23 protein-coding genes are annotated in these 26,715 nt (G+C 38.8%); 18 read left to right on the forward strand and 5 right to left on the reverse strand.

The annotated features are described in order from the left end of the window. Window positions 1-372 precede the first annotated feature (372 nt). On the forward strand, window positions 373-948 hold the full coding sequence (locus LG336_RS04070; protein WP_404331280.1) for a M15 family metallopeptidase: 576 nt from the start codon (window positions 373-375) through the stop codon (window positions 946-948). Window positions 949-1,071: 123 nt separating this feature from the next. Here the strand turns inward: LG336_RS04070 and LG336_RS04075 are convergent, their stop codons facing one another. Further along, a complete protein-coding gene (locus tag LG336_RS04075) occupies window positions 1,072-2,295 on the reverse strand; it encodes an NAD(P)/FAD-dependent oxidoreductase (RefSeq protein ID WP_404331281.1) in 1,224 nt (407 codons plus the stop codon). 387 nt (window positions 2,296-2,682) lie between these two features. Here LG336_RS04075 and LG336_RS04080 point away from each other — a divergent pair, with 387 nt between their 5' ends. From LG336_RS04080 to LG336_RS04135, 12 genes are all read left to right on the forward strand, one after another. After that, the gene (locus LG336_RS04080; RefSeq protein WP_404331282.1) at window positions 2,683-3,492 is read left to right on the forward strand and encodes a cyanophycinase; all 810 of its coding nucleotides are present in this window, start codon (window positions 2,683-2,685) and stop codon (window positions 3,490-3,492) included. 2 nt (window positions 3,493-3,494) lie between these two features. Continuing rightward, complete coding sequence (gene cphA, locus LG336_RS04085) at window positions 3,495-6,110, forward strand: cyanophycin synthetase (protein ID WP_404331283.1); 2,616 nt, start codon at window positions 3,495-3,497, stop codon at window positions 6,108-6,110. A gap of 159 nt (window positions 6,111-6,269) precedes the next feature. Then, window positions 6,270-7,004, forward strand: a complete 735-nt coding sequence (locus LG336_RS04090) for a protein-glutamine gamma-glutamyltransferase (protein WP_404331284.1) — start codon at window positions 6,270-6,272, stop codon at window positions 7,002-7,004. Window positions 7,005-7,182: 178 nt separating this feature from the next. After that, window positions 7,183-7,287: a YjcZ family sporulation protein gene (locus LG336_RS04095; RefSeq protein ID WP_404331285.1), complete on the forward strand. Its 105-nt coding sequence runs from the start codon at window positions 7,183-7,185 to the stop codon at window positions 7,285-7,287. Window positions 7,288-7,325: 38 nt separating this feature from the next. After that, the gene (locus LG336_RS04100) at window positions 7,326-7,454 is read left to right on the forward strand and encodes a YjcZ family sporulation protein (protein WP_404331286.1); all 129 of its coding nucleotides are present in this window, start codon (window positions 7,326-7,328) and stop codon (window positions 7,452-7,454) included. A gap of 220 nt (window positions 7,455-7,674) precedes the next feature. Then, window positions 7,675-9,357 carry an alpha,alpha-phosphotrehalase gene (gene treC / locus LG336_RS04105; RefSeq protein ID WP_404331287.1) on the forward strand — a complete coding sequence of 561 codons (1,683 nt, stop codon included), beginning with the start codon at window positions 7,675-7,677 and terminating at the stop codon, window positions 9,355-9,357. Window positions 9,358-9,640: 283 nt separating this feature from the next. Then, complete coding sequence (locus LG336_RS04110) at window positions 9,641-10,834, forward strand: DHHA1 domain-containing protein (protein WP_404331288.1); 1,194 nt, start codon at window positions 9,641-9,643, stop codon at window positions 10,832-10,834. 139 nt (window positions 10,835-10,973) lie between these two features. Continuing rightward, the gene (locus LG336_RS04115; protein ID WP_404331289.1) at window positions 10,974-12,551 is read left to right on the forward strand and encodes a peptide chain release factor 3; all 1,578 of its coding nucleotides are present in this window, start codon (window positions 10,974-10,976) and stop codon (window positions 12,549-12,551) included. Between the two features lie 217 nt (window positions 12,552-12,768). Continuing rightward, complete coding sequence (gene nhaC / locus LG336_RS04120) at window positions 12,769-14,163, forward strand: Na+/H+ antiporter NhaC (RefSeq protein WP_404331290.1); 1,395 nt, start codon at window positions 12,769-12,771, stop codon at window positions 14,161-14,163. A 299-nt stretch (window positions 14,164-14,462) separates the two neighbouring features. Further along, window positions 14,463-14,930, forward strand: a complete 468-nt coding sequence (locus tag LG336_RS04125; protein WP_404331291.1) for a hypothetical protein — start codon at window positions 14,463-14,465, stop codon at window positions 14,928-14,930. A 264-nt stretch (window positions 14,931-15,194) separates the two neighbouring features. After that, a complete protein-coding gene (gene sigI, locus LG336_RS04130; protein WP_404331292.1) occupies window positions 15,195-15,953 on the forward strand; it encodes an RNA polymerase sigma factor SigI in 759 nt (252 codons plus the stop codon). Next, window positions 15,950-16,996 carry an anti-sigma factor domain-containing protein gene (locus tag LG336_RS04135; protein WP_404331293.1) on the forward strand — a complete coding sequence of 349 codons (1,047 nt, stop codon included), beginning with the start codon at window positions 15,950-15,952 and terminating at the stop codon, window positions 16,994-16,996. Before sigI ends, LG336_RS04135 begins: the two co-directional genes overlap by 4 nt. Window positions 16,997-17,055: 59 nt before the next feature. Here the strand turns inward: LG336_RS04135 and LG336_RS04140 are convergent, their stop codons facing one another. Next, window positions 17,056-17,262, reverse strand: a complete 207-nt coding sequence (locus LG336_RS04140; protein WP_404331295.1) for a small, acid-soluble spore protein, alpha/beta type — start codon at window positions 17,260-17,262, stop codon at window positions 17,056-17,058. A 395-nt stretch (window positions 17,263-17,657) separates the two neighbouring features. Here LG336_RS04140 and LG336_RS04145 point away from each other — a divergent pair, with 395 nt between their 5' ends. After that, on the forward strand, window positions 17,658-19,010 hold the full coding sequence (locus LG336_RS04145) for a TrkH family potassium uptake protein (RefSeq protein WP_404331296.1): 1,353 nt from the start codon (window positions 17,658-17,660) through the stop codon (window positions 19,008-19,010). Between the two features lie 250 nt (window positions 19,011-19,260). Here the strand turns inward: LG336_RS04145 and LG336_RS04150 are convergent, their stop codons facing one another. Then, on the reverse strand, window positions 19,261-19,608 hold the full coding sequence (locus LG336_RS04150; protein WP_404331297.1) for a DUF3905 domain-containing protein: 348 nt from the start codon (window positions 19,606-19,608) through the stop codon (window positions 19,261-19,263). A 147-nt stretch (window positions 19,609-19,755) separates the two neighbouring features. On the opposite strand from LG336_RS04150, the gene LG336_RS04155 reads away from it, so the two are divergent. After that, a complete protein-coding gene (locus LG336_RS04155; protein WP_404331298.1) occupies window positions 19,756-19,917 on the forward strand; it encodes a hypothetical protein in 162 nt (53 codons plus the stop codon). Further along, window positions 19,917-20,048: a hypothetical protein gene (locus LG336_RS04160; RefSeq protein WP_404331299.1), complete on the forward strand. Its 132-nt coding sequence runs from the start codon at window positions 19,917-19,919 to the stop codon at window positions 20,046-20,048. The genes LG336_RS04155 and LG336_RS04160 overlap by 1 nt, the downstream gene beginning before the upstream one ends. Window positions 20,049-20,081: 33 nt before the next feature. Here LG336_RS04160 and LG336_RS04165 read toward each other — a convergent pair whose 3' ends face one another. Together LG336_RS04165 and LG336_RS04170 are read right to left on the reverse strand one after the other, a co-directional pair. Beyond that, complete coding sequence (locus LG336_RS04165) at window positions 20,082-21,818, reverse strand: B12-binding domain-containing radical SAM protein (RefSeq protein ID WP_404331300.1); 1,737 nt, start codon at window positions 21,816-21,818, stop codon at window positions 20,082-20,084. A 101-nt stretch (window positions 21,819-21,919) separates the two neighbouring features. After that, window positions 21,920-22,963 (reverse strand): acyltransferase family protein, encoded by a 1,044-nt coding sequence (locus LG336_RS04170; RefSeq protein ID WP_404331301.1) that lies wholly within the window; start codon window positions 22,961-22,963, stop codon window positions 21,920-21,922. Between the two features lie 369 nt (window positions 22,964-23,332). On the opposite strand from LG336_RS04170, the gene LG336_RS04175 reads away from it, so the two are divergent. Both LG336_RS04175 and LG336_RS04180 read left to right on the forward strand, forming a co-directional pair. Next, window positions 23,333-24,346 carry a 2-oxoacid:acceptor oxidoreductase family protein gene (locus LG336_RS04175; RefSeq protein WP_404331302.1) on the forward strand — a complete coding sequence of 338 codons (1,014 nt, stop codon included), beginning with the start codon at window positions 23,333-23,335 and terminating at the stop codon, window positions 24,344-24,346. Next, a complete protein-coding gene (locus tag LG336_RS04180) occupies window positions 24,346-26,640 on the forward strand; it encodes a thiamine pyrophosphate-dependent enzyme (RefSeq protein ID WP_404331303.1) in 2,295 nt (764 codons plus the stop codon). Before LG336_RS04175 ends, LG336_RS04180 begins: the two co-directional genes overlap by 1 nt. The last annotated feature ends 75 nt before the right edge of the window (window positions 26,641-26,715 follow it).

Below are 26,715 nucleotides of genomic sequence, written 5' to 3' on the forward strand. Positions count from 1 at the left end.
TTTTAGAGAAGGAGGCTTAAAACACCTGCTTCTTTTTTAGTCTGCTGAAATTAGAGAGACATAGTAGCCTTTAAATAGTGTGAAACTATTTATCATATTATTCGTTGTATATAGTAGTGGATACTAAATGAAGGCTGTTTTCGTAAAGGTTGTTGTTAAAATTGTCTTAAAGCCGATTTTTCCTACCTAAAGCCGATTTTAACGCAAGATAAGTTATTTCCTACGTTAAAGGAAGTTTGCACGCCCTTTTCTCATAATAAAAGGCTACTTTGTAGTGAAACAAAGCTTAATCCAACCTATTTCGTATACAAGAGCAACAAAGTTTGAGAAAAGAGCCTTGAGAAAAGAGCCTAAATGAAAGAGGATTGAAATGTGAAATTAAAGGTAACTGGTAAACATGTGATTACAATCTGTTTTGTCTTTATCGTAATTGTTTTATATAATCAGTTTTTGAACAAATCGAAGTTAAGTGAAAATGTTCACTTGGTTGAAGGATTGCACCCAGAACTAATTTACTATACTGACCTCTTGGTTCAAATGGCCGGAGAAGATGGAATTAAAGTGGTGATAACGGATGATTTTAGGAGTTTTCACGAACAAGACAAACTCTATGCAAAGGGCAGATCGGGGGAAGGTAACATCGTCACCCATGCGAAAGCAGGTGAGTCGCTCCATAATTATGGATTGGCGGTCGATTTCGCTTTAATCACTCCTGAGGATCAAGTCATTTGGGACCTAAATTATGATGGAAATGGAAATAGCCGTTCAGATTGGATGGAAGTGGTCGAGATTGCTAAAGGCTTGGGCTTTGAGTGGGGTGGGGATTGGAAGCATTTTAAGGATTATCCGCACTTGCAGATGGACTTTGGCCTTAGCCTCCGCGATCTACAAAAGGGCAAGAGACCCCCAGAACACTCATTGACAGCAGGGAAGGAAAAGACAAATTGAAAAGAGAGGCAAATTCCTATTTGGATTGCCTCTCTTTTTATTGTTATAATTTTCGTATTTTGTATATCTGCACAGTAGCTAGGTTTTTATGAACTGCGCTTAAGGAGCTTTTTTTGCTTAGATTTATTTGTTTTGGGATGCAAATACCTGATAGGGCTTCTGCAGTTTAGAAAATTGTTTTATTACCAACATAGGTCCACCGAGGACGAATAAATATCTAGCCTCAACAACTTGTTTCATCAATGCTGCAAATAGGCCGCTTATTTTGATGCCAAATACATTTCCGACAGCTGCTGTATTTCCAATAGAAGCAACCGTTCCTTTATGATGATATTCAAAAGTTTTCAAGCTTTCTCCACGTATAGCAGCAATAAGGTTTGGACCGCAAACTTCGGCTTGTTGTATAGCAACTTGAGCAGTTGGAGGGAGAGCTTCGGTGTCGTTTTTCATAAATCTTGCAGCATCACCAATACAAAAGACGTTTTCTTTCCCTTGTACTCGGAGGTAGGAATCTACTTTCACTCTACTTTTTTCGACTGGTAGATCTAACTTCTCAAGTAATCTGTTTCCGCGTACACCACCAGACCAGATTAGGGTTCTTGCCGGAAGGTCTGTACCATCAGAAAGCGTTAGGCTCGTAGGTGAACATTCCATAATCTTTGTTGAAGTCATTAGTTCAACACCATGTTTTTGCACATAATCAGTGGTAAAATCAATCGCTTTTTTGTCGAACCCAGGAAGAACAGATTCCGAAGCTTCAATATTTATAATACGTGTTTTATTAATAGGAACATCAAATTTTTTGCAAAGTCCTGGTATAGCTTCTACTAGTTCTCCGATCATTTCTACTCCAGTAAAACCCGCACCCGCAACAACAAAGGTTAAGCGTGAAGGGTCTTTGTCTGATTGGTAAGCCTCAAATTGATGAAGCATATGATTATAAATGGCTTTCGTGCTTCTGAAACTTCGAATTTTAAAAGCATTTTCTTCAACGCCAGGAATTCCGAAGGTGTCGACCTCATAACCGAGAGAGAGAAGAAGGTAATCATAATTTACTTTTTCTCCATTCTCGAGATGCACCTGCTGTTGGTTGAAATCTACTGTATCTACAGTCGCTTTTTTAAATGTGATTTTATTTGTCTTTAGAAGCTCAGGGATATGAAGGGTGATTTTATCATCACTTGCTGTCCCAGCCCCTGTTTTATGTAGCTGGGTTGCAATATAATGGTATTCATGTTTATTAATAAGCGTGACTTCAGCTTCATTGTCTTTCAATAATTTTTCGAGTTTCCTACTAGTAATAAGGCCACCGTAGCCTCCGCCAAGAATAACAATTTTCTTTTTCATGTTAATTCCTTCTTTCCGGTTCATTAATTTATGTGAGAGTCATCACAATCAATTTTAAAAAAATGAAAATCTAGGGTTGATAATATGTGAAACATTTCACATTTTGTTATGTCATTAGATTACGATAATTAGGAAGAAAAGACAATGGAATAACGCTAATTATATGTTACGAAATGATGACAAACAAAACGATACTAAAAGGGTTTGAACAGTGCCAATAGTCATTATCAGGGTGAAAATCATGCCGCTTTTGGCATGGGTCCAAGCGTAACCCACAAAAATACGAATGAAAACAAGCATAGTTTGGGTAACCTGTTATAGGAGCAAAATTTGGAAAGCTGGAGGGCCTTTAAAAAATATTTAATTTAAGAAGGGTGAAAGTTAAATATGAATTCAGGCAAATTGCTGATTATTGGAGGCAAGGAAGAAAAGTGCAAGACTGGAGACATTCTCAGTGCCTTCGTTGAACTTTCAAAGGAAAGGAAAGGAGCCATTGGGATATTACCAACCGCTTCATCCATTCCCGATGAGGTTAGTGCGGCCTATATTGATGTATTTAAAAAGCTTGGTGTAGGTGAAATCGAGGTTATCGCTGTAGATTCAAGAGAAAAAGCAGATGACCCAGTCATTCTAGACACTGTATCAGGTCTTTCAGCCCTTTTTATTACTGGTGGGGATCAGAAAAGATTGTCTGATTATATTCGAAACACAAAGCTTCATACGCAACTCACAAATATGTGGAAGTCTGGACTTTTAATAGGCGGAACAAGTGCAGGGGCTTCAATAATGGGTGAGGACATGATTATTTACTCAGAAATGAAAAACAATGAAGAAGAAAGACTTCTGATAGAGATGGGCAAAGGTTTCGGGTTTGAGAAAAACCTTCTTATAGATCAACATTTCTCTCAACGTGCCCGTTTTGGCAGGTTGATTAGTGCAATAGCAGAAAATAACAATTTGGTAGGAATTGGAATTGATGAGAATACAGCAATTCTCGTTAAGGGAGACCGATTCGAAGTAATTGGAGAGCATCAAGTGTTTGTTATAGATGGAAAGAACGGAAGCCTTGTCGATTTTGTAAGGTCTGAAAATGGTGGCGAAGAGTTGACGATTACTGACTTCAAGCTACATGCCCTTACAAATGGTTATTGTTTTAACTTAACCTCCAGGAAAATCATGAAAAGGAAAGAGGCATAGTAATGAAGATCAACCGAGTAAGATATTTGAAGGGTCCTAATTACTTTAGTTATAAACCGATGATGTGGATAGAGCTTGATATAGAAGCATACGAGTTTCAGCCGTCCAACAAAATCCCTGGTTTTTCTAAGGAATTAATCGCATTATTACCTGGACTTAAAATGCATACATGCTCTTTGGGGTATGAGGGGGGATTCATCGAACGTCTTGAAGAAGGCACTTGGATGGGGCATATCCTTGAGCATATTGCAATTGAACTTCAAATAATGGCTGGTATTGAAGTGAAACATGGAAAAACGATAACTAGTGAGCAAAAGGGCATCTATTTTGTTGCCTATGAGTACAAAGAGCCGGAATCAGGTTTATTTGCATTTGAGGCTGCGTTGGAAATTGGAGAGAGGTTAGCTGAAGGGAAAAAGGACATTAGCGTAAATCAATATGTAAATAAAATTTCCTCCCTATTTTATGAGAATAAACTAGGTCCAAGTACGGAAGCCATATATGATGCAGCAATCCAAGAGAAAATTCCAGTCGAAAGACTGAACTCAAATAGTCTACTTCGTATAGGTACAGGGTCAAAGCAAAAGTCCGTACAGGCTACGATTACGAGTCAAACTTCCTGTATGGCGGTAGAAACGGCCTGTGATAAACAAGCGACCAAGGATGCCTTAGCAAGCTGTGGTCTCCCAGTTCCAACGGGTAAAGTTGTAAGGTCATTTAAAGATATATTCAAAGTCGCTGAAAACCTCCAGTTCCCTCTTGTGATTAAACCATTGAACGGGAGGCAGGGACAGGGAGTCATCACAAACATAAAAGACAAGGATGAACTTTTTAATGTAGTGAATTGTATGGACCACCATGTGAAAGAGTTCATTTTGGAGAAGCACTATGAGGGGCATGACTACCGGCTACTTGTCATCGGCGGAAAATTGATTGCTGCAAGTCTAAGGCTCCCTCCATTTGTGATTGGTAATGGCCATGATTCTATCCGCAGATTGATAGAGATAGAGAATAAAAACCCCCTTCGTGGAGAAGGGCATGAAAAACCAATGACGAAAATACCCTTTAATTTTACAGTAACATGCTTCTTGGAGAAGTTTGACCTTCAGATGAATTCTGTTCCGGCCAAGGGGGAAATCGTTCAGGTTGTCGGGAATGCTAATTTATCCACTGGTGGACAGGCCATTGATGTTACGGATGAGGTGCATCCAACGATTAAAGAAATTGCAGAGACTGCAGCAAAGGTAATCGGCTTAGATGTAGCTGGGATTGATTTTATTAGCAAGGATATCAGCAAACCCTATGACCCCCACACCTCAGCGATTATTGAGGTGAACGCTGCACCCGGAATCAGAATGCATCTTTTTCCTAGTAAAGGAAAAAGACGAGATGTCGGGAAGGCTATCGTTGAATCCCTTTTTAAAAATCGAGAGGAGGCTGCGATTCCGGTTATTGCAGTTACGGGAACAAATGGAAAAACAACGACCACAAGAATGATTAAATATTTCCTTGAAACAGAAAATCGTACAGTTGGAATGACTAACTCTGATGGTGTTTATATTGGGAAACATTGTATTGATGAAGGAGATTGTAGTGGCCCTATAAGTGCAAGAAAGATATTAAGCAATCCAATGGTGGATACTGCCGTACTAGAAACCGCTAGAGGTGGAATCCTCCGAGAAGGTCTGGCATTCACTCATTGTGATGTTGGCGTCGTTACAAATGTGGCAGAAGATCATCTGGGTATTGATGGCATTGAAACCTTTGACCAACTGGTGAAATTAAAGAGGTTGATTCCTGAAGTGGTTTTAGAAGGTGGACATTGTGTGTTAAACGCTGACGACCCAGAGGTGGTTAAAATGACATCGTATACGAAAGGAGAAGTTATCTTTACCTCACTTGATGTGAACAACCCCTATATCCAAGAGAAAATAAAGACTGGAGGAACGACTTGGTTTTTAGATTCAACAGGTTGGGTAAGTTACTGTCACAACAGGGTGTATGGAAAGTTTTTACCTGTTGCGGATATCCCGATAACCTTTGGTGGCTCGGCAAAGCATAATGTCTCCAATCTTTTACAGGCACTAGCTGCTGCCTTTGCACAGGGGGTAGATGTTGAATCTTTAAAAGAGAGAGCAGTTAGGTTTACACCTGACTTTCACTATTCAAAGGGTAGATTTAATAAGTTAGACGTTGAAGGAAGGCAGATTATCATTGATTACGCTCATAATTATGCTGGCCTTAAGGCTGTTTTTGAAGCGGTTGAAGCGTTGAAGACAGGGCGTGTCATCACCGTTCTATCTGCTCCAGGTGATCGGCTTGATTCTGATATTGCTCAACTAGGTGAAATCACAGCAGCTAAAACGGATATAATGGTTATTAAAGAAGATGCAGAGTTAAGAGGGAGAAAACCATTAGAGGTTCCCGCTTTAATAAAAAGAGTAGCAAAAAAACGGCTTTCAGAGAGTAATATTCATGTTGTTCCAGTAGAGGTCGAGGCTTTTACTAAGGCCTGGGAATTATCCAAATCTGGGGACCTTTTATTGCTTTTATATGAGGACTTTACTCAGGTGAAATATTTCATTGGAAATTGCATCCAAAAAACCAGGGTGGATTAATCCTAATTGCGAAAAACTCAATCCTGTGGAGATTGAGTTTTTCTTCTTAATATCCTTTGTGTCACATACCAATAAGATAATGAGTTATTTAGCCTTTCGGTAAGATTGGCTGTGCTACTCTTTACGCTTGTATTGTTATTGACGTTTACAAAGGAGGACATGATGATTAAAATACGAATTCCTGGTAGTATCTCGGTACAAAGTTTACAAGGGTACCAGAAAGATATCTATATGGAAATGGAAAAGAGCTATGAGCTATTTGAGTATTTTTCATCAGAAGAACTTCGCTTTGAACTATGGTTAAGAGAAAACACCATTAAAGCGGCCCACGATCTAAATGATAGTGGTGCTTCTTTTACTTCGTTTCAGTATTCGAACTTTAATCCTGCATACTGGGTGAGGGGGAGTAGGGGTTATTTACTTAGACCAGATGTCGTCCCATCAGAAGCGATTCGTGATATTTTCATGAATGGAAAAATGTATGGTTTTGAGTGTTCCACGGCAATGGTTATAGTCTTTTATAAAGCTGTCCTTGATTCGATTCGTAATTCTGCGTTTAATTACTTGTTTAACAACCTACTTGTCTGGAATTGGAATTATGACCCTGACTTACAGATCATTACAAAGAGAGGGGAAGCATATATTCCTGGAGATGTAATCTATTTTGCTAACCCCGATTACAAAGAACCAATCTGGATAGGGGCAAATGCAGTAGTGCTTGGAAGGGATCAGTACTATGCTCACGGAATTGGGATAAAGACAGCGGCAGGGATGGTTGCGGCATTAAACTCATTAAGGAAAGAGGGGGCAACAAGGTCTGCGTATTTACTCAAGCAGCACAGCAGATTGAATGCTAGGTACTTATTTCAATTCTCAAATTTACCAAGGAATTAAAAGGCTGAAATTACATTTCAGCCTTTTTGTTACGGTTATTCACACGTTGCTGAACGGTGCTTGCACTTTTCTTATTTTCGAGGAGATAAGATTGGGCAGAAAATTTTTAGCCAAATCATTGCACAAAACACCCAGCTTGAATAGGATATATTGATAATTTAAAAGGAGGTAGGTATGAATGTCTGAAGTACATGGTGGATACGGTGCAGGTTTCGCCTTAATCGTTGTCTTGTTCATTCTATTGATTATTATTGGAGCATCTTGGGGTTACGGTGGATATTAATCAATCCATTGAGGTTAGAAAATAAAGGAGGTTAGAGTATGCCATACGGATATGGTTACGGTGGGTACGGCTACGGTGGATGTAGTGCTGGATATGGTAGCGGTTTTGTGCTAATCGTTGTCTTGTTCATTTTACTGATCATCGTCGGATGTGCCTGCTACAAATAATTACTTTGACCTATAAATAAGAAAAGGAAGGTGCCTGGTACTCGGGCACTTTTTTTATTGTGCGTCGTTAAAGCTGCTCTAACGCTTTCGTAATATTTGTCTATATATATGGGAAGAATTGAGTAAGTGGGAAGTCTACCCTGTTATATGGGGGTAGATTTTTGTTTTATTTAGTAAAAGGTCTTAGTTAAATTGAAAAATGTGAAATGGAGGGATTAGAATGGTTGAACCATGGTGGAAAAAATCCGTTGTTTATCAAATTTATCCGAAAAGCTTTTATGATACAACTGGGAATGGTGTGGGGGACCTCCAAGGCATAATCTCAAAACTCGATTATTTAAAAGAGCTAGGGATTGATGTAGTATGGTTAACCCCCATTTATGAATCGCCGCAACGAGATAATGGGTACGATATAAGCGATTACTTCAAGATTTATCAAGAATATGGAACAATGGAGGATTTCGATAGGCTACTTAAGGAAGCACATGAACGAGATATTAAAATCATCATGGATATTGTTGTCAATCATTCCTCAACGGAGCATCAGTGGTTTCAAGATGCAAGTAAGTCAAAAGAAAGCAGATATCGTGATTTTTACATATGGAAGGACCCCAAACCTGATGGAAGTGCTCCCACGAACTGGGAATCTAAGTTTGGAGGGACAGCTTGGGAATTCAATGAGGAAACTGGACAATATTATTTACACTTATTTGATGTAACACAGGCCGACCTAAATTGGGAAAATGAACAATTGCGCCAGGAAATTTACGACATGATGCATTACTGGTTCAAAAAAGGAGTAGATGGGTTCCGCTTAGATGTTATTAATTTAATTTCTAAAGTTCAAGAGTACCCTGATGATGATGGTAGTGTCCCTCCAGGTGACGGTCGAAAATTTTATACTGATGGGCCTCGAGTTCATGAGTTTCTCCAGGAAATGAACAAAGAAGTCTTTTCAAAGTATGACCCCATGACAGTAGGGGAAATGAGTTCAACCACGATTGAAAACTGCATTAAATACTCGAACCCTGAACGTAACGAATTAAGCATGACGTTTAACTTTCACCATTTGAAGGTGGATTACCCTAATGGTGATAAATGGACAGTGGCCGATTTTGATTTTCTTGCTTTGAAAAGAATTCTGACTTTATGGCAAGTGGAAATGAATAAGGGTGGGGGGTGGAATGCCTTATTCTGGTGCAATCATGATCAACCAAGAATAGTTTCTCGATATGGAAACGATAAGGAATACCACCGTGAGTCAGCCAAAGCACTGGCAACGACGATTCATATGATGCAAGGGACTCCTTATATATATCAAGGCGAAGAAATTGGGATGACCAATCCCTATTTCGATAACATTGAGGACTATAGGGATGTTGAGTCGTTAAACATTTTTAAGTTAAAAAAAGAAGTAGGGATGACAGAGGAAGAAATTTTAAAAATATTGCAAAGCAAGTCCCGCGATAACTCCCGTACACCTGTTCAATGGACAAGTGACAAGCACGGAGGGTTCACAGAGGGAACTCCCTGGATCAATGTAGCTTCAAATTATCCGGATATTAATGTTGCAAATGCACTTGAAGATCCTAACTCAGTTTTCTATCATTACAAAAAACTCATTGAGCTTCGTAAGAAATATGAGGTCATCACCTATGGAGATTATGAGCTCGTCCATGAAGAACATCAAGAGATATTTAGTTATTTGCGTAATGGGGAAAAGGAGAGGCTCCTTGTTATCTCTAACTTTTATGGTAAGAATACAGAATTTTTGCTACCTGACCATGTAGATGTAAGTGGTTTAAACGCAGAAGTCCTTTTGTCAAACTACTCTGAAACTAGTGCGGATTTTAAGAGAGTTTCATTAAGACCTTATGAATCAATCGTATATCTTTTATCTTAGCTCTGTTAAACGTAGGTGTTCCACTCCAGACACTTCGCTTTCCACGGGCGTGCCGGGAAGCCCTCCTCGGCGCATAAGCGCCTGTGGGGTCTCCCCTGCCCCGTACTCCCGGAGGAGTCTTCGTGCCTTCCGTTCCAATCAACGTATATAAAATCAAAATTGTACTCTAACATAGCCCTTATCTTAAGTACCCGAAAAGTCAGTGGAGCCTCCACTGTCTTTTTTGTATAAAAAAGAGTGATATACTAAGAAAACAGAAAGTCGCAATGGAGGGTATTGATTAATGGAGGGTAAATTATATTATCAGGATCCGTATCTAGTACAATTTTCAACAGAGGTCATTGAACAAGGGAAAGACGAATCGGGAAAGTGGTATGCCATTTTAAAGGAGACGGCCTTCTATCCTACAGGCGGTGGTCAGCCTTGTGATACTGGTTATATCAGTGGCGTTCAAGTTTATGATGTAGAAGAAAAAAATGGGGAAATACTCCATTATCTTGAAAGCCCCTTACCTAATGACGTGACAATAGTGGATTGTCAGCTAGACTGGAACCGACGCTATGATCATATGCAGCAACATTCAGGCCAGCATATCCTTTCGGCAGCGTTCGAGAATTTATTGGGTTTCCGTACTGTGTCCTTCCACCTTGGAAAGGACACACTTACGATTGACCTAGATATCGGCGAGCTCTCAGAAATAGATGCCATGGTTGCAGAAGAGAAGGCCAATCAAATTGTTGCTGAGAGTCGAAACATTGAAACCAAATGGGTTCAACCAAATGAATTATCTCAATATCGTCTTAGAAAACAAGTATCAGTTACAGAGAATATTCGTTTGGTTGTTATTCCAGAATTTGACTATAACGGTTGTGGAGGCACTCATCCAAGAACGACAGCGGAAACGGGGCCGATTAAAATTCTTGGTTGGGAGAAACAACGCAAGAAGATTCGCGTGGAATTTATTTGTGGTGGACGAGTTCTGGCCCACTTGCAGCAAAAGCATACAGTAATTCAACGATTATCAGGATTGCTTAATGCTCCACAAGGGGAATTGGTTCTTGCTGTAGAACGTTTGTTAGATGGGAATAAAAAACTGGTACAGGCTACAGAAGAAGCTAACGATAGGTTAGTACATTATGAGGGAAAGGAAATAATCGAAAATCACCCGGAACAGATGGTCACCGAGGTCTTCCAAAATCGTAGTGTACAAGAACTTCAAAAATTAACCCGTTCAATTATCAGTATGGATGAAGCGAAAATCGTAGTTTTACTAGCTGAGAATGGCGAGAGACTTCAAGTTGTTTGTGCTCGAGGAGAGAAGGTTGAGACGAACATGAGGCAACTTATTGAAAAGATTCTACCTTATATTCAAGGAAAAGGTGGTGGGAGCGAAAGCTTTGCCCAAGGTGGAGGGGCAGCTGTAATCTCAGGGGAAATGCTGATAAAAACGTTGAAGGAAAAAGAAGTTCTCCAATAGGCGGAAATTGGGAGAGAAAAGCAGATTGCAAACTTTTCCCTTAAACTATATGATTAAAGTTATGAAGATTTTTAGCTTATAAATGAGTATGTTTTTAGAATAAATGAACATGTTTGTTGTTGGAAAGGAAATTTTAACCATGAAGAAAATAAAGGATCAAGTTTTATCAAGGAGAACATTTGCAATCATTTCCCACCCAGATGCGGGGAAAACGACGTTGACGGAACAACTATTGCTGTTTGGAGGAGCCATCCGCGATGCAGGGACCGTTAAAGGAAAGAAAACGGGAAAGTTTGCAACGAGTGATTGGATGGAGATAGAGAAACAGCGTGGTATATCTGTAACCTCCAGTGTAATGCAATTTGATTATGATGGTTTTCGTGTCAACATCCTCGACACTCCTGGTCACCAAGACTTTAGTGAAGATACCTATCGTACATTAACCGCTGTAGATAGCGCCGTTATGATTATTGACTCCGCAAAAGGGATTGAGGAGCAGACTCTGAAATTATTCAAGGTCTGTCGCATGAGAGGCATCCCGATTTTTACCTTCATTAATAAAATGGATCGAGAAGGGAAAGCACCACTAGAATTACTTGCCGAGTTAGAAGAGGTGCTGGGGATTGAATCATACCCTATGAACTGGCCAATCGGAATGGGGAAACAATTTCTCGGGATTTACGATCGCCACCACAAGAGAATTGAACAATTTCGCGTTGAACAAGAGGAGAAGTTTATCTCATTAAATTCTGAAGGGGAAATACCTGGGGAACATCGTTTAAAGGAATCGCCACTGTATGAGCAAACCCTAGAGGAAATTATGCTCCTTGATGAGGCAGGAAATGAATTTTCAACAGAACGAGTTCGTGACGGCGAATTAATTCCCGTTTTCTTCGGGAGTGCATTAACCAATTTTGGTGTTCAAACCTTCCTTGAGTCGTATCTGGAATTTGCTCCTATGCCACAAGCACGAAACAGCACAATCGGGAAAATTGACCCGACGTCTGAAGAGTTTTCAGGATTTATCTTTAAAATCCAAGCAAATATGAATCCAGCTCACCGTGACCGCATTGCTTTTCTACGAATTTGTTCGGGGAAGTTTGACCGTGGAATGAACGTAACCTTGCCTCGTACTGGAAAGTCTATTAAGATTACTCAGTCGACTCAGTTTATGGCAGATGACCGAAGTACAGTTGATGAAGCCGTTGCTGGAGATATTATCGGCTTATATGATCCAGGTACTTATCAAATTGGAGATACGCTGGTTTCTGGTAAAGAACTCTTCCAATATGAGCGCCTGCCACAGTTTACACCGGAGCTCTTTGTCAGAGTAACGGCTAAAAATGTGATGAAGCAGAAGCATTTCCATAAAGGAATTCAGCAGTTAGTACAAGAAGGCGCTATTCAGCTGTTCAAAACGGTTAAAACCGAGGAGTACTTACTAGGAGCAGTAGGTCAGCTTCAGTTTGAGGTATTTGAGCATAGAATGCGTAATGAATACAATGTTGAAGTTTATATGGAGGGATTAGGCTCTAAAATTGCTCGTTGGATTGAAAATGAGGATATTAACGACAATCTTTCGAACTCTAGAAGTCTGCTTGTCCACGATCGCTATGAAAAGAAGGCATTTTTATTTGAAAATGATTTTGCCTTGCGCTGGTTCCAGGATAAGAATCCTGATATAAAGCTATTTAACCCAATGGATATAAACCAATAATACTTTAGTAAAAGCGAGAGCTGCCATTCAAGGTAGCTCTTTTTTTTGATAAAAGTTTTAATGCTCTAGGAGGGCGTTTGACAGAGTATCTTAGTGAAAAAATAAAAGGATCTAACAACTATTGACATTTTATTAATATATAAATATAGTATTAACTGTAATGCTTTTATGCGTAAAAGCGTTTAAGTGAAAAAGAATTGAACTAGGGGGATACAACATGCAAGAGCAAAAGTTAGTTAATATTAATCCAATTGAGGCATGTTTTGTGACGATCCTAATGTTAGTAGGAATTGGTTTCAGCATTATTAAATTGGAATTAGTACCCCATATTCCTGTTAGTATCGTCATTCTATTCTTGCTAGTTTACGGTGTAATAAAAAGAGTGAAACTGAAGGATCTTGAATCTAGCTTAGTTGAGGGAGCTAGGTCTGGGGTAGGAGCGGTTTTGATTTTCTTTTTTATTGGAATTTTAATAAGTAGTTGGATGGCGAGTGGAACAATACCAACGTTTATTTTTCTAGCATTTGATATCATATCTGGCAAGTGGTTTTATGCATTGGTATTTGTCATCACTGCCGCTGTTGGTTTAGGTATTGGTAGTTCTCTAACAACTGCTGCAACAATCGGAACAGCCTTTATAAGTATCGCAGGAGCGTTTGGGATGTCTCCGGCTATTGCCGCAGGTGCAATTGTTTCTGGTGCTTTTTTTGGAGATAAAATGTCTCCATTATCTGATACAACAACGCTTGCCTCGTCTACGGCTAAAGTCGATTTATTTGAACACATCAAGAATATGGCATGGACGACAATCCCGGCATTTATAGTATCTTTATTATTATTTTTTATTCTTTCACCGGCTGACGCTGGAATGGATTATCAGGAAGCCAATCTTATCAAACAAGAATTGTTGGCTATGAACCTGGTCCACTGGTACTCATTAATTCCGTTTGGGGTCCTCGTGGTTATGGCCTTAAGGAAAATACCTGCAATTTTTACAATTGGAAGCAGTGCATTAACAGCTTTAATGATTAGTTTAGTGATTACCGAAAAGGAAAAGTGGACAGATATCCCATCTATTTTGTATTCAGGTTTTCATCCAGAAACAAATATTGAAGTTGTTGATTCACTGTTATCTAGAGGCGGGATTGAAAGTATGTTGTTTTCCGTCTCTCTTGTTTTACTTGCCTTATCAATGGGCGGACTGTTATTCGGACTTGGAATTTTGCCTGCAATTATTTCCTTATTTATTAAAGGTGTGGAAAAGGCATCTGTACTGGTTTGTTCAACGGCTGCGTCAGCAATTGGAATTAACTTCATCATTGGTGAACAATATTTATCGATTATTTTAACTGGTAATACATTTGAAGCATATTTTCGTAAGGCAGGTCTCCATCCTAAAAATCTTTCGAGAATTCTAGAGGATGCTGGTACGGTGGTAAACCCACTTGTTCCGTGGAGTGTGTGCGGCGTATTTTTAGCTGGGGTGTTGGGTGTCCCAACAGCTGAGTATGCTCTCTTTTCGTTTTTCTGCCTAGCCTCTCCAATACTAACGATTTTGGCTGGACTTTTTAATGTTTCAATCACAAAGGATGGAGAAAAAATCGCTGTTTAGGGGTAAAGATGGTTCCGAGGACAAGAATGAATAACATTGTGACAGATAAACCCTGCCTTTTTATGGCAGGGTTTTTTATTATAGAGAAATCCAAGGTCAGCGGGAGATTAAGCTATTTGAGCAATAAGAGCAATATTTGGTATAACAAAAGCACACTATTTCCAATTTAATGGTAATATTTTTCGTATTTAGGGTAATTATAAAGAGGCGGTGAACTCCATTAATTCGTAATCATTTAGGACATGATGGAAGTTCCGTTTTAAGAAAAATTATATGTTATAAAGGAATGACATCATGCTATGAGGCGACTAAGTAAACTTGAAGCAATTCTATGGTCTATTGCCCTTCCTGGTTTCCCACAACTATTATCAGGACAATTCCTCAAAGGGGCATTACTTGTATTGCTTGAATTTGTTATTAATGTAAACAGTAATTTTAACCAAGCAATCATGTATAGCTTTTTATGGGAAATTGAGAACGCCTTTGCGGTAATCGACTATCAATGGTTGATGTTCTATCCTTGTGTTTATATGTTTTCGATGTGGGATGCATATCGTCATACATTAGACGAAAAAATTAATGGGAACTATTTGCCCTTTGTGTTTGGGGCCTATTTTATAACTGTAGGTTTAATGCTCTCTCCAAAAATAAAGTTATTTAATGTTTCACTAGGACCTGTATTTTTGCCAATGCTCTTTCTGGTACCAGGACTTTTAATTGGCTATATAATAAGAGAAATTTTAAATAAATTTCGAAGAAAAGAGTGATGATTGTGTATTATTTTGTACAGGCATATGGTTAGAAGGTTTCTAAGTAAGTTTGGCTTTCCTCAAAATTCCATTATAAAACCCCCAAAAATTTATCGTCCACTCCGTAGGATTTTAGTGAAAGAAAAAATCTAAAAAACTATTAAAATAGTCGCATAATATAGGGAAAATTATGTGGGTTCTTCCATTAAACTAAAGCATAATCAACCTCTCTCCTCAACCATCCTAATTGACAGGATATGATATACTTTTGAGAGAAATGAGGTGAGACTAATGCTAAGTTTATTGTTCATGGCAAAGAGGAAACAAGAAACGCTCGAAGAAAAAGTTCTTTTAATCCAGCAAGGAAATGAAAAGTTACGTGAAGATTTAATTTATGCATACAAGCCATTTATTGCGAAAGCTGTTTCCACTGTTTGCAAAAGGTATATTAATGAGAACGACGATGAATTTAGCATTGGACTCATCGCTTTTAATGAAGCAATTGAAAAGTATGCTTCAGATAAAGGTAACTCCTTGCTTAGTTTTGCGGATATTCTAATTAAAAGGAAAGTAATTGATTATATCCGTCAGCAGGCTAGGGCTCCGCAGACTGTATCGGTAAATTTCGAAAGCGAGTACCTAGAAGAAGAAGCAGTACGTTCGACGATCGAGGATGAAATATCAATAGAGGACTATCGGAAAAGGACGGAAGAACAACAAAGAAGGGATGAGATTGTCCAATTTCAGCAGGTTCTTCTTGAGTTTGGCTTGTCCTTTGATGATATTGTGCAGCAATCCCCTAAACATGCAGATGCTAGAAAAAACGCCATTGAGATTTCAAAGATTATTATAGAGAATGAGGATTTAAAACAACAGCTGTTGGATAAAAAAAGATTGCCTATTAAACAACTAGAGAAATTAGTAAGCCTAAGTCGGAAAACCATCGAGAGAAATAGAAAATACATCATCGCCATATCATTAGTTTTTATGGGGGATTATATGTATTTAAGGGATTATTTAAAAGGAGTGCTGGAGGAATGAAAAAGGGAGTAATCCTAGAAATTAAAGAACGTTATGTTACTTTATTAACACCCGATGGCGAATTTATGCGGACCCGTAAGCTCCAACAGGACTATCAATTAGGTGAGGAATTATATTTTTATCCTATGGAAGCAGAGGCAGGAAAGACCGCGAAAGTGTTAACAAGTCTTAAAGGAATGAAGGGGAGACTAATCCTCCTATCTCTAGTTATGTTTCTAGCTGTGGTCCTTTTTCCTGTTTACGAAAGTCGCCAAGCCTATGCTTACATGTCTATTGATGTAAATCCCAGTATTGAGTTGGGTTTGAATGAGAAACTCCTTGTTATTAGTATGGAAGCATTTAATCAAGAAGGCGAAGAAATAATAGATAACATGACGGATTGGAAACAACAAAGAGCAGTGGTTGTAGCTACACAAATACTGAATGAAATGGAAGGGATGGGTTACCTAAACCAAGAAAGGGAGGTGCTCATTTCAACTGTTAATTCTGAGAATCAATCAGTTGATATCGAACTCGAAGAAACTGTAAAGGAAATACAAAAGGTAACAGTTGAGGAAGAGCTTGTAGTGACGGTCTTAACGGCGACCCCTGAGGAAAGGGAAAATGCGGTTAAACAAGGGATATCAGCGGGTGTGTATAAACAAAAACAAGAACCTAATAATAAAAATTATACTAGGGATAAAGATGACCTTGAAAAAGATAAAGTAAACAAGCCAGAAACTGTTGAAAAAGGAAGTTCATCGGAAGAACATCCGTCAACTAATGGACAGAAAAATGAAAAAGGTCGGAACAATGAACAGGACCAAAAGAAAGCAGAGAAAGAACTAGAAAAAGAAAAAAATAATGAAAAGAAAAGCAATAACGGTGACAGAAAAGAGAACAGCAATAATCCAAAACATCATAATGACAAGCAGAATAAGGACCACCAGAATAATGGTAACACAAATAAAGGTAATCAGAATAATGGTAACCCAAATAAAGGTAATCAGAATAAAGAAGAGAAACATCGCGGTAACGGTAACGCCGCAAATGGTAAAAATTGAAATGAGTCCGGCATCGTATTGCCGGACTTTTTTCCATGCAGCTGTTTAGTTTTTAGTTGTTACGATTGATTCTGGTTTCTACCGGATAATTCAGCTTGTGCCTGTTGAACTAGGCGCTTTGTGATTTCTCCGCCAACTGAACCATTTGATCTTGAAACTGTATTTGCCCCAAGTTGAACACCAAATTCCTGAGCGATTTCATACTTAACTTGATCAAGGAACTGCTCGACTCCTGGAACAAGTAGTTTGTTTGAGTTTCTAGCCATTTCGTCAACTCCTTGCTGTGTTTGCAGTTATTTTAAAAGATAAGAAAGTATAAAGGTTTTAACCTATAGAAATGTCCAGCTTCAGCACCCTAGCGGCTAGTGTCCTTCGCTCTCCGCCCTACGATAAGTCAACATCGAATCGCCTCCGGCTCTTCGTGTTTCCTTTATCTCAGTTGGAGTGCTCCAGGCCATACGCCGCTGACCAGGGTGCTTACGCTTTTCTTATCTGCAGTATTATTTTTTTCATTTTCCGTCATTCTATGTATGGAAATCTTTTCTTACTCAAAAATACCTTGTAAGTACGTTTACTGGCGGTTTACCTGTTTACTTCTTCCCTTTGCTTTGATATTTTATAGGGTAGGACTTAGAGGTTGAGGAAAGAAAGGACAAATTTGATGTTTAACAATCTAAGAAAAAAACTAAGTAGACTGACACCTGCACAAATGATTGTTGTTTATTATTCGATGGCTGTGTTGGTTTCAGTAAGTTTACTTAGTTTACCATTAGCAATCCAAAAAGGAGTCAGTTTCACATTTATGGATGCTCTTTTCGTCGCAGTTAGTGCCGTAAGTGTTACAGGACTCACGACTGTTAATATTAGTGAAACCTTTACAACAGCAGGGAGTTATATCCTAATGTTTGTTTTTCAATTTGGTGGAATTGGAATTATGGCTTTAGGAACTTTTTTTTGGTTAATTATTGGGAAGAAAATAGGGCTTAAAGAGCGTCAATTGATTATGGCAGATCAAAACCAAACTGGCTTGTCTGGTATGGTCAAAATGCTAAAAGGTATCCTTTTAATCATTACAATTATTGAGTTATTCGGTGCTTTGCTGTTAGGCACCCATTTTCTTAATTATTATCCAACTTGGCAAGAGGCTTTTATGCATGGACTATTTTTGTCTGTAAGTGCTACGACCAATGCAGGCTTTGACATCACAGGCGCGTCTATGATTCCGTATGCAAACGATTATTTTGTTCAAATTGTTACTGTTATGTTAATGACCTTGGGGGCTATTGGATTTCCAGTATTGATGGAAATAAAAGAATATTTTATCCAAAGAAATAATCATTTATTTAGATTTTCGTTATTTACAAAAATTACAACCGTTACTTTTTTAGGGTTATTGATTTTTGGAACGTTCATTATCCTTCTTTTAGAACACAATCATTTTCTTGCAGGTAAAACCTGGCATCAGTCCTTTTTCTATGCTCTTTTCCAATCTGCAGCTACTAGGAGTGGCGGACTTGCCACACTAAATATTAACGACCTTACAGAGTCGACGCTGCTGGTAATGAGTTCTCTCATGTTTATCGGTGCGTCTCCTAGTTCGGTTGGTGGGGGGATTCGAACAACGACTTTTGCTCTTAACTTGTTATTTCTCTACCATTATGCCAGAGGAAATCGTTCAATTAAAGTTTTTAAAAGGGAACTTACAAATGAAGATGTTACGAAATCGCTTGTGGTCACAACTTTGGCTATTTTAATTTGTTTTACAGCAACAGTTATTTTGAGGGTGACAGAAGAACATGAATTAATTGCCATTCTTTTTGAGGTTTCTTCTGCCTTTGGTACCAGTGGGCTATCAATGGGGATTACTCCGGAACTAAGCACAATCGGAAAATTTGTTATTATTATTTTAATGTTTATTGGCCGGGTTGGGCTTGTTATCTTTTTATTATTTATCGGTGGAAAAGGAGATAAAACGCAAATTCATTATCCTAAGGAAAAAGTAATCATTGGATAATGATCATTAAGTAATAAGGACTTAATAAAAAATCCGGGGAAACCCCGGATTTTTTTAGAAGATAAGAAAGGATAAAAGTTGTAACTTAGAGAATTGTCTAGCTCCAGCGCCCTAGCGGCTAGTGTCCTTCGCTCTCCGCCTTACGATAAGTCAAGCACGAAATGCGCCTCCGGCTCTTCGTGTTTCCTTTATCTCAGGCGGAGCGCGCCAGGCCATACGCCGCTGAACAGGGCGCTTACGCTTTTCTATTTTAGTCTTGCCCCTTGCTTACATCAATCGTTGGGTGCATGAATGGATAGGCTTGAGGCTTCCGCTGTTCTTCGAGTAATTCTTGGTTTTCAGCAGTGTTCCAACCGATATCATTCGTAGGGTGAACCCATTGATCACCTGACATGACGGCAGGGTCTGTGTCTTCACTCCAATTCTCCAATGGTGAATTCGGGGAAGCATAATGACTGTCCCCAATAATCACTCCTTGCTCGTTTTTAAAAGGAGGCTGAATCGTCATTCCGGTACCTTTAAAACTAGGGGCATTGATTTGGTGTGGCAAGGTATTGTCAATATCAAGCTTTGGTGTTCGCTTTCTTTCTTTACCCATTTGCTCTCACCCCTTTTGCTATATTTTCTGTCGAACATGTCAATTTATGATGGTTTTCCTCAAGTAAAATTAGGAAGAACTCCATATACATAAACAAAATGAAAACGTGAAAAATAAGACTGCTTCATTCATTGGAGGTGGGTTCAAATGGCTAAGCGAAAAGCAGAAAGAAATGCTGTTGAAAAATATTCAAAAACACCGCATAAGAACAACCATGAATCAGAATTTTCTGCTGAATTTTCAAATGGAGAAGATGCAGGGAAATTTGCAAACCGTAATTCAAAGCAAGGTAGGGAGGGGAGAGTCTAATGAATAAGAGGAAACAAAAAGAACTGAAGGAAACGGCAAATGTTGAATTTGGTGTGGAATTCGGTGACTTAAACGCAGCAAAAATGTACGAAAGACCTTTCCCTCAAAAAAAGAATAAGACCAAAAAGTAAGAAGACATAAAAAAAGCCGGCTTTTGCCGGCTTTTAATTTTGATTCCGATAGGAATACACTGAAGCTTGATCAAGGGAAGGATGAAAATAAACGAGTAAAATGGAAGGAACTGTATCTACTTCTCCGGTTGTTAAATACTTATCAAGGTCGAAGGCAATCTCTTCTATCACTGAATATTTATATAAATCTTTTTCGAGGATGTTAAGCTGCTCCGGTATTATTTCTCCTGCAATCACTTGTTTATACAATTCAGCTCTTTCTATTTTATCCTTATCTAGCTCCCACCAAGGCTTTCGTGGCTTTTGCTTTTTACCTGACAAATAATCATATTTCATTAAGCCTTCAATGACCATCAGATTCTCCGTGTTCCGATCCTTAAGAAATTGATAGAGTCGACGAAACAAATCCTCAAGTTGATGGCCGATTCGTGACCATCCTTGTTTCTCCCAATAAGCCCCAAAATCCTGAAAGAAATCAAATGGAGTTGCAAAGGTTTGCGTGACTAAAAACTCAATTGTCGTATTCATTCTATGGTCATTCCAATATTTTTCTAAAACATCCTCCACTTGTTTAATTCGGATGATGTCATCAAAAGATAGAACGTTATTGCCAAGAATTTCATACGGAGAATGATCCATATAAATATAATCATGCTCTTTAGCCCGAAGTCTTAGGCCAGTACCCCGAAGCATTTTTAAAAAGCCAAGCTGTAACTCTTCCGGACGCATAGCAAATACGTCATTAAAGGTCTTTTTAAAAGAAGAATAGTCCTCCTCAGGAAGGCCAGCGATTAAATCGAGGTGTTGGTCAATTTTATTTCCTTCTTTTACCATGGTGACCGTTCTTTTTAGTTTTTCAAAATTTTGTTTTCGCATCACTAGCTCATTTGTATAGTCATTCGTCGATTGAACACCAATTTCAAACCTGAACAAACCGGCGGGAGCATTTTGGTTCAAGAATTCTATAACTTCAGGTCTCATGATATCCGCGGTAATTTCAAATTGGAAAACGGTACCTGGGAGGTGCTCATCAATGAGAAATTGAAACATTTCCATTGCGTAGCTCCGGCTAATATTGAACGTACGATCAACAAATTTAATTGTTTTCGCCCCATTTTTCATTAAATATCGAATATCTTTTTTGACTTTCTCACGATCGAAGTATCTAACGCCAACTTCAATTGAAGAAAGACAAAACTGGCAGCTGAATGGGCACCCACGGCTAGTCTCAATGTAGATTACACGTTTGGACAAATGGGGGATATCTTCCTTAAATCTGTGTGGCGATGGAAGCTCTTTTAAATCAAGCTTATTCAGCTGGGGATTTAATTTTACAAGACCTTCTTCACGATAAACGATCCCATTCACTTCTTCCATTCCATGCTTGGTATCAATCGCAGTTAGAAGTTGTTTAAAGGTGTGTTCCCCTTCACCAATGACAATGTAATCAAATTCATTTACTTGATTCATCCAATCGATATAGTCATAAGTGACCTCTGGCCCACCAACGACAATCGTAATCGAGGAATCAATTTTTTTTATCATTTTAATCACTTTTATGGTTTCTTCAATATTCCAAATGTAGCAGCTAAATCCAATCACCTGTGGTTTTTTTTGAATTAAATCTGATACGATATTGATGATGGGGTCCTTAATCGTATACTCTGCAAGGACGATATCATATTCAGGCGCTGCATAGGCCTTTAAATAACGAATCGCGATATTTGTATGGATATATTTTGCATTCAATGTTGCACAAATAATGTTCATCTAATTTCTCCTTCATTATTGGGTACCAAAACAACATATCATTATACCCCATTCTTTCCTAAATACAAAGGGCCCATCCATTTGGATAGGGCCCTTAAAAACTACTGGCTGAACATTTTATTCTTATACAATTTGATCCGCCCCCGTACGCGGTCTTTATACTTTGCAAGAAGTGTTACCTTTAATTCGATGAAGGGTTGAGCAAGTGCTGTTGCAAACCGGCTTGCAAGAAATAAAGTGAGTAGGAAAGAAGCCATCGCAAGTAGGAAAAAATTCTCTGTTTCACTGAAATAATTGGATATATTACTTTCTCTAAATACCCTGACAAAAAAGCCATGGAGTAAATAGACATACAAAGTGTTTTTTCCAAGATTCGTAAAGAAGTACTGATTCCTAGGTACAATGCTTAGGAAACTGAAAACCATAATGGTGCTTAAAAGATACAAGCTTAAGCGGATAAACATTCCTATTACAGCAGATGAGTTCAGGCTGCTATAAGACTTAGACCCAAAAAGCCACTGGTAGTTCATATCAGGTAGAAAGTAATAAAATACAAATGCAATTATAAACGGGACAATGGTTATAATTTTTATAGTTGGCTTTTGCAAAAAGTGAATATGTTCTCTTGTTAAGTAGTAACCAAGGAGAAACATTGGGAAAAATACAAAGGTTCTTGATAAGCTGAGATAATTGGACACCCAATCAATGTAGCCAACTCCAAGTCCAATGATAACCGCAAGTGTGAGTCCTATAAGCGGCTTTAAACGTGAAAAGCCCAGAAGCATCAAATGCCAGAAAAATAGACTGATTAGAAACCACAAGGACCAATGTGGATTAAGGGGATCTATTGAGAATTGAGATTTGTTAAATAGAAAAAAGTAAAAAATAGAATAGACTAGCTGAAAGATTAAATAAGGGATAATCAGTTTTTTTGCAATCTTTTTTATATAGCCTTTATCGTAAATTCCCCGAGCAAAAAAACCCGATATAAGGATAAATGCCGGCATGTGAAAAGTATAAATTACTTTATAAAGAGTGTGGATTATTTCGTTGTCTTGAATGAAAGACTGAAGCAAGTGTCCGAATACAACAAAAAATATCAGAATAAATTTGGCGTTATCAAAATAGTAATCCCGCTGTGTCATACTTCCTCCTTCTTTGATAGCCCCCGTTTACCATTTACCCATTGTAACGAAAAGAAAACTAGGCTGATAGTAGAGAGTTCATATTGTAATTCAAAAGTAAACAAATGCTAAACCTTTGTAATTTTCCCCTCTTTTTTGTAATAAATTTTATATTGATTACTTATTCCTGTTATATAAAAGGGGTATTTCTGTTATATAATTTTTTTTATAACAGTTTTACCTTGGTAAGATAGGGAAATCAACTCTTTTATAAAACTGTACTAGTAAAATTTCGATACTATGATATATATCACAGCGAAACTTTTCCAACAAGCATAAAATAAAGGAAGTGTTTGAAATCCTTTACATATCAAGTACAGGGGGGAAAGTATGTCTATCTTACCGAAAAAGAATGAATTAGGATTTTATGAGATTAGGCTGGAATCAATTGGAGGATTAGGAGCCAACCTTGCTGGAAAGATGCTTGCTGAAGCAGGCGTGTTTGGACTAGGTTTGAATGCTTCTAACTTTGCTTCCTATGGATCAGAGAAAAAGGGATCCCCGGTTAAAAGTTTTATCCGCTTTTGTGACCCAGAAACAGAAATACGTGTACATAGTCCGATCGAGGAGCCCCATGTCATTGGAATCTTTCATGAAGCCTTATATAAAATGGTGGATGTAGCTAGCGGACTTGGACCTGATGGCATTCTTCTTGTTAACTCAACGAGAAGTTTTGATGAAATTAGAGCCGATTTAAACATTAAATATGGAACCCTCGCGACGGTTGATGCATTAGGAATTGCCGTTGAGGAGAAAACAAAGGTTAATACAGCTATGCTCGGTGCTCTCTTTAGGGTTTGTGATTTCCTTGACCCTGAGGCAATGAAAAACGTGATTAAACGAACTTTTGAAAAGAAATATCCTCATTTAGTTGAACCGAATATACGAACTTTTGAACGCGGCTACCATTCTGTGCAGTTTAAAACCTATGAAATGGAAGAGGACGCAAGTGGCCTGGGATTTTCTCGACCACTGCCTCAACTAGGGTTTAAAACACAGGAACTAGGTGGTGTGTTAATCGCCCAAGCAAATAGCATTGAAAAAGATCTAAGTGGCTCAAGGCAAGGATTTCTTCCTAAGTTTGTAAAGGAAGAATGCATACATTGTGCAGCCTGTGATACGGCATGTCCAGACTATTGCTTTGTTTGGAAAGAAGGAGAAGACAAGCGTGGCCGGAAGCAAATGTTTTTACAGGGAATTGATTATCAATACTGTAAAGGTTGTTTGAAATGTGTGGAAGCTTGTCCAACGACAGCATTAAGCGACTTGCGTGAGACAATTGGTTACGCAGATTCTCATCAAGTGAAACATACCTTTCCATTAGTGACAGGAGGACTTTCGTAATGGCGATACTTGAAGAAACTTTACAAGCAACCGACTCGGCCAAGCAAGTCTCTACCTTTGAATCAGGGAACGAAATGGCTGCGATGGCTGCTGCTCAAATTAACTATCATTTAATGGGTTATTTTCCAATTACCCCATCCACTGAAGTGGCCCAATATTTGGACCAAATGAAAGCTAGAGGCGAACATGATATCAAGTTGATTCCAGCGGATGGTGAACACGGATCCGCTGGAATATGCTATGGTGCAGCGGCAACAGGTGCACGAGTCTTTAATGCAACCAGTGCAAATGGTTTGATGTACATGTTAGAGCAGTTGCCGGTTCAATCTGGAACCCGTTTTCCAATGGTCATGAACCTTGTAACAAGGGCGATTTCTGGTCCACTCGACATTCGTGGAGATCACTCGGACTTGTATTTTGCCTTGAACACAGGTTGGGTGATTCTAACGGCGAGAACTCCTCAAGCTGTTTACGATATGAATATCATGGCACTGAAAATTGCGGAACATTCGGATGTGCGGTTGCCAGTCATGGTGGCATATGATGGGTTCTTTACTTCTCACCAAAAGCGGAAAGTTGATTATTTTAAGGATCGAGAAATTGTACAACAATTCGTTGGTGAATGCCCTGTTGATTATCACTTTGCTAGGGATCCGAAAAAGCCAGTAACGATTGGGGCCCATATGAATGGGGATGATTTAATCAATAATCATTTCCAACAATCAGAAGCAATGTACAAAGCAGCGGATGTTTATAAACAGGTTGCAGCTGAATACGCAATGCTTTCTGGTAGAGAATATAGCATCCTAGATTTATATAAAATGGAGGATGCTGAAGTTGCGCTCTTTCTCTTGAATTCCGCAGCAGAATCTGCGAAAGATGTTGTCGATAAACTTCGTTCTCAAGGAGTTAAGGCTGGAGTGATTAGTCCCAATATCATCCGTCCTTTCCCAGCTGCTGAAATTAGAGAAGCACTTAAAAACGTCAAAGTGTTGCTTGTTGGTGAACGTGCAGATTCTTATGGCGGTCATGGCCCTAATTTAACGAACGAAGTGAAAGCTGCTCTTAAAGAAGATAAGTTCAACCAAACCATCGTTTTAAGTCGTGTATTTGGACTTGGTGGGAAGGATTTTTATGCAGATGATGCAGAAGCCTTCTTTAATATGACGATTGAGGCCATGGAAAAGGGCTATGCAGAAAAGCCATTCGATTATTATGGTCATGTTCCTGGAAGTCCAGAAAAAATTCTGAAGCCTGTTATCGAACCGCAACACGGTGATGTGTTTAACTCTGGTTTAATTCAAGTTTCGATGAATGAGGAAACCAATAAGCTAAAGGTGAAAATTCCACCGTTAAGAGCTTTGACATCTAAGCCAAAAAGGATTGCTTCTGGACACGGAGCTTGTCCTGGTTGTGGTATTTTTGGCGGGCTAGAAACATTCTTTAAAGGAATTGAAGGCGACATCGTTGTCCTTTACCAAACAGGATGCGCGTATGTGACAACGACAGCTTATCCATATACATCTCATAAACAAACGATGATCCATAATCTTTTCCAAAATGGAGCGGCAACCTTGTCTGGGACTGTTGAAGCTTTCATGGAACTAAAACGCCGTGGAGAAATCGATGTCGCAAGTGATGCAACCTTTGTTATGATCACAGGCGATGGTGGTATGGATATTGGAATGGGCTCTGCGATTGGTACCGCCTTGCGCAATCATAACATAATTATCCTTGAGTACGACAACGAGGGCTATATGAATACCGGCTCACAAATGTCTTATTCTACTCCTCTTGGCCATATGACAAGTACAACAAATGTTGGCAAGACACAAAAGGGAAAAGCCTACCATCATAAAGATACTGCTCAAATAATGGCGTCAACTAACATTCCCTATGTATTTACTGGAACGGAAGCTTTCCCTCAAGATCTTGTTAAAAAAGCAGCGAAAGCTCAGTGGTATGCTCAAAATGTTGGCATGGTTTATGGGAAAATTCTTATCACCTGTCCGCTTAACTGGAAGTCCGAGGATCGCTTTGGACAAACCATTATTGAGGCGGCTGTAAATTCAAACTTCTTCCCGCTTTATGAAGTAGAACAAGGTGAAACGATCATTACCTATGACCCAGAAGCGAAGAAGAAGAAAATTCCACTTTCTGACTGGCTAAAATGGATGGGCAAAACAAAGCATTTATTAAAAGAAGAAAATAAAGACCTATTGATTGGGTTTGAAGAAGAAGTTGAACGTAGATGGCAGCGTTTGAAAGCAAAGCATGAGAGCCCATACCTGTAGAATACAAAAGAAGCAAAGGGATGATTCCCCTTTGCTTCTTCTTTTTTATCACGTATATTAATAAAGAAGGGAATG

The organism is Mesobacillus maritimus (assembly GCF_044803185.1).
Classification (GTDB): Bacteria; Bacillota; Bacilli; order Bacillales; family Cytobacillaceae; genus Mesobacillus_B; species Mesobacillus_B maritimus_B.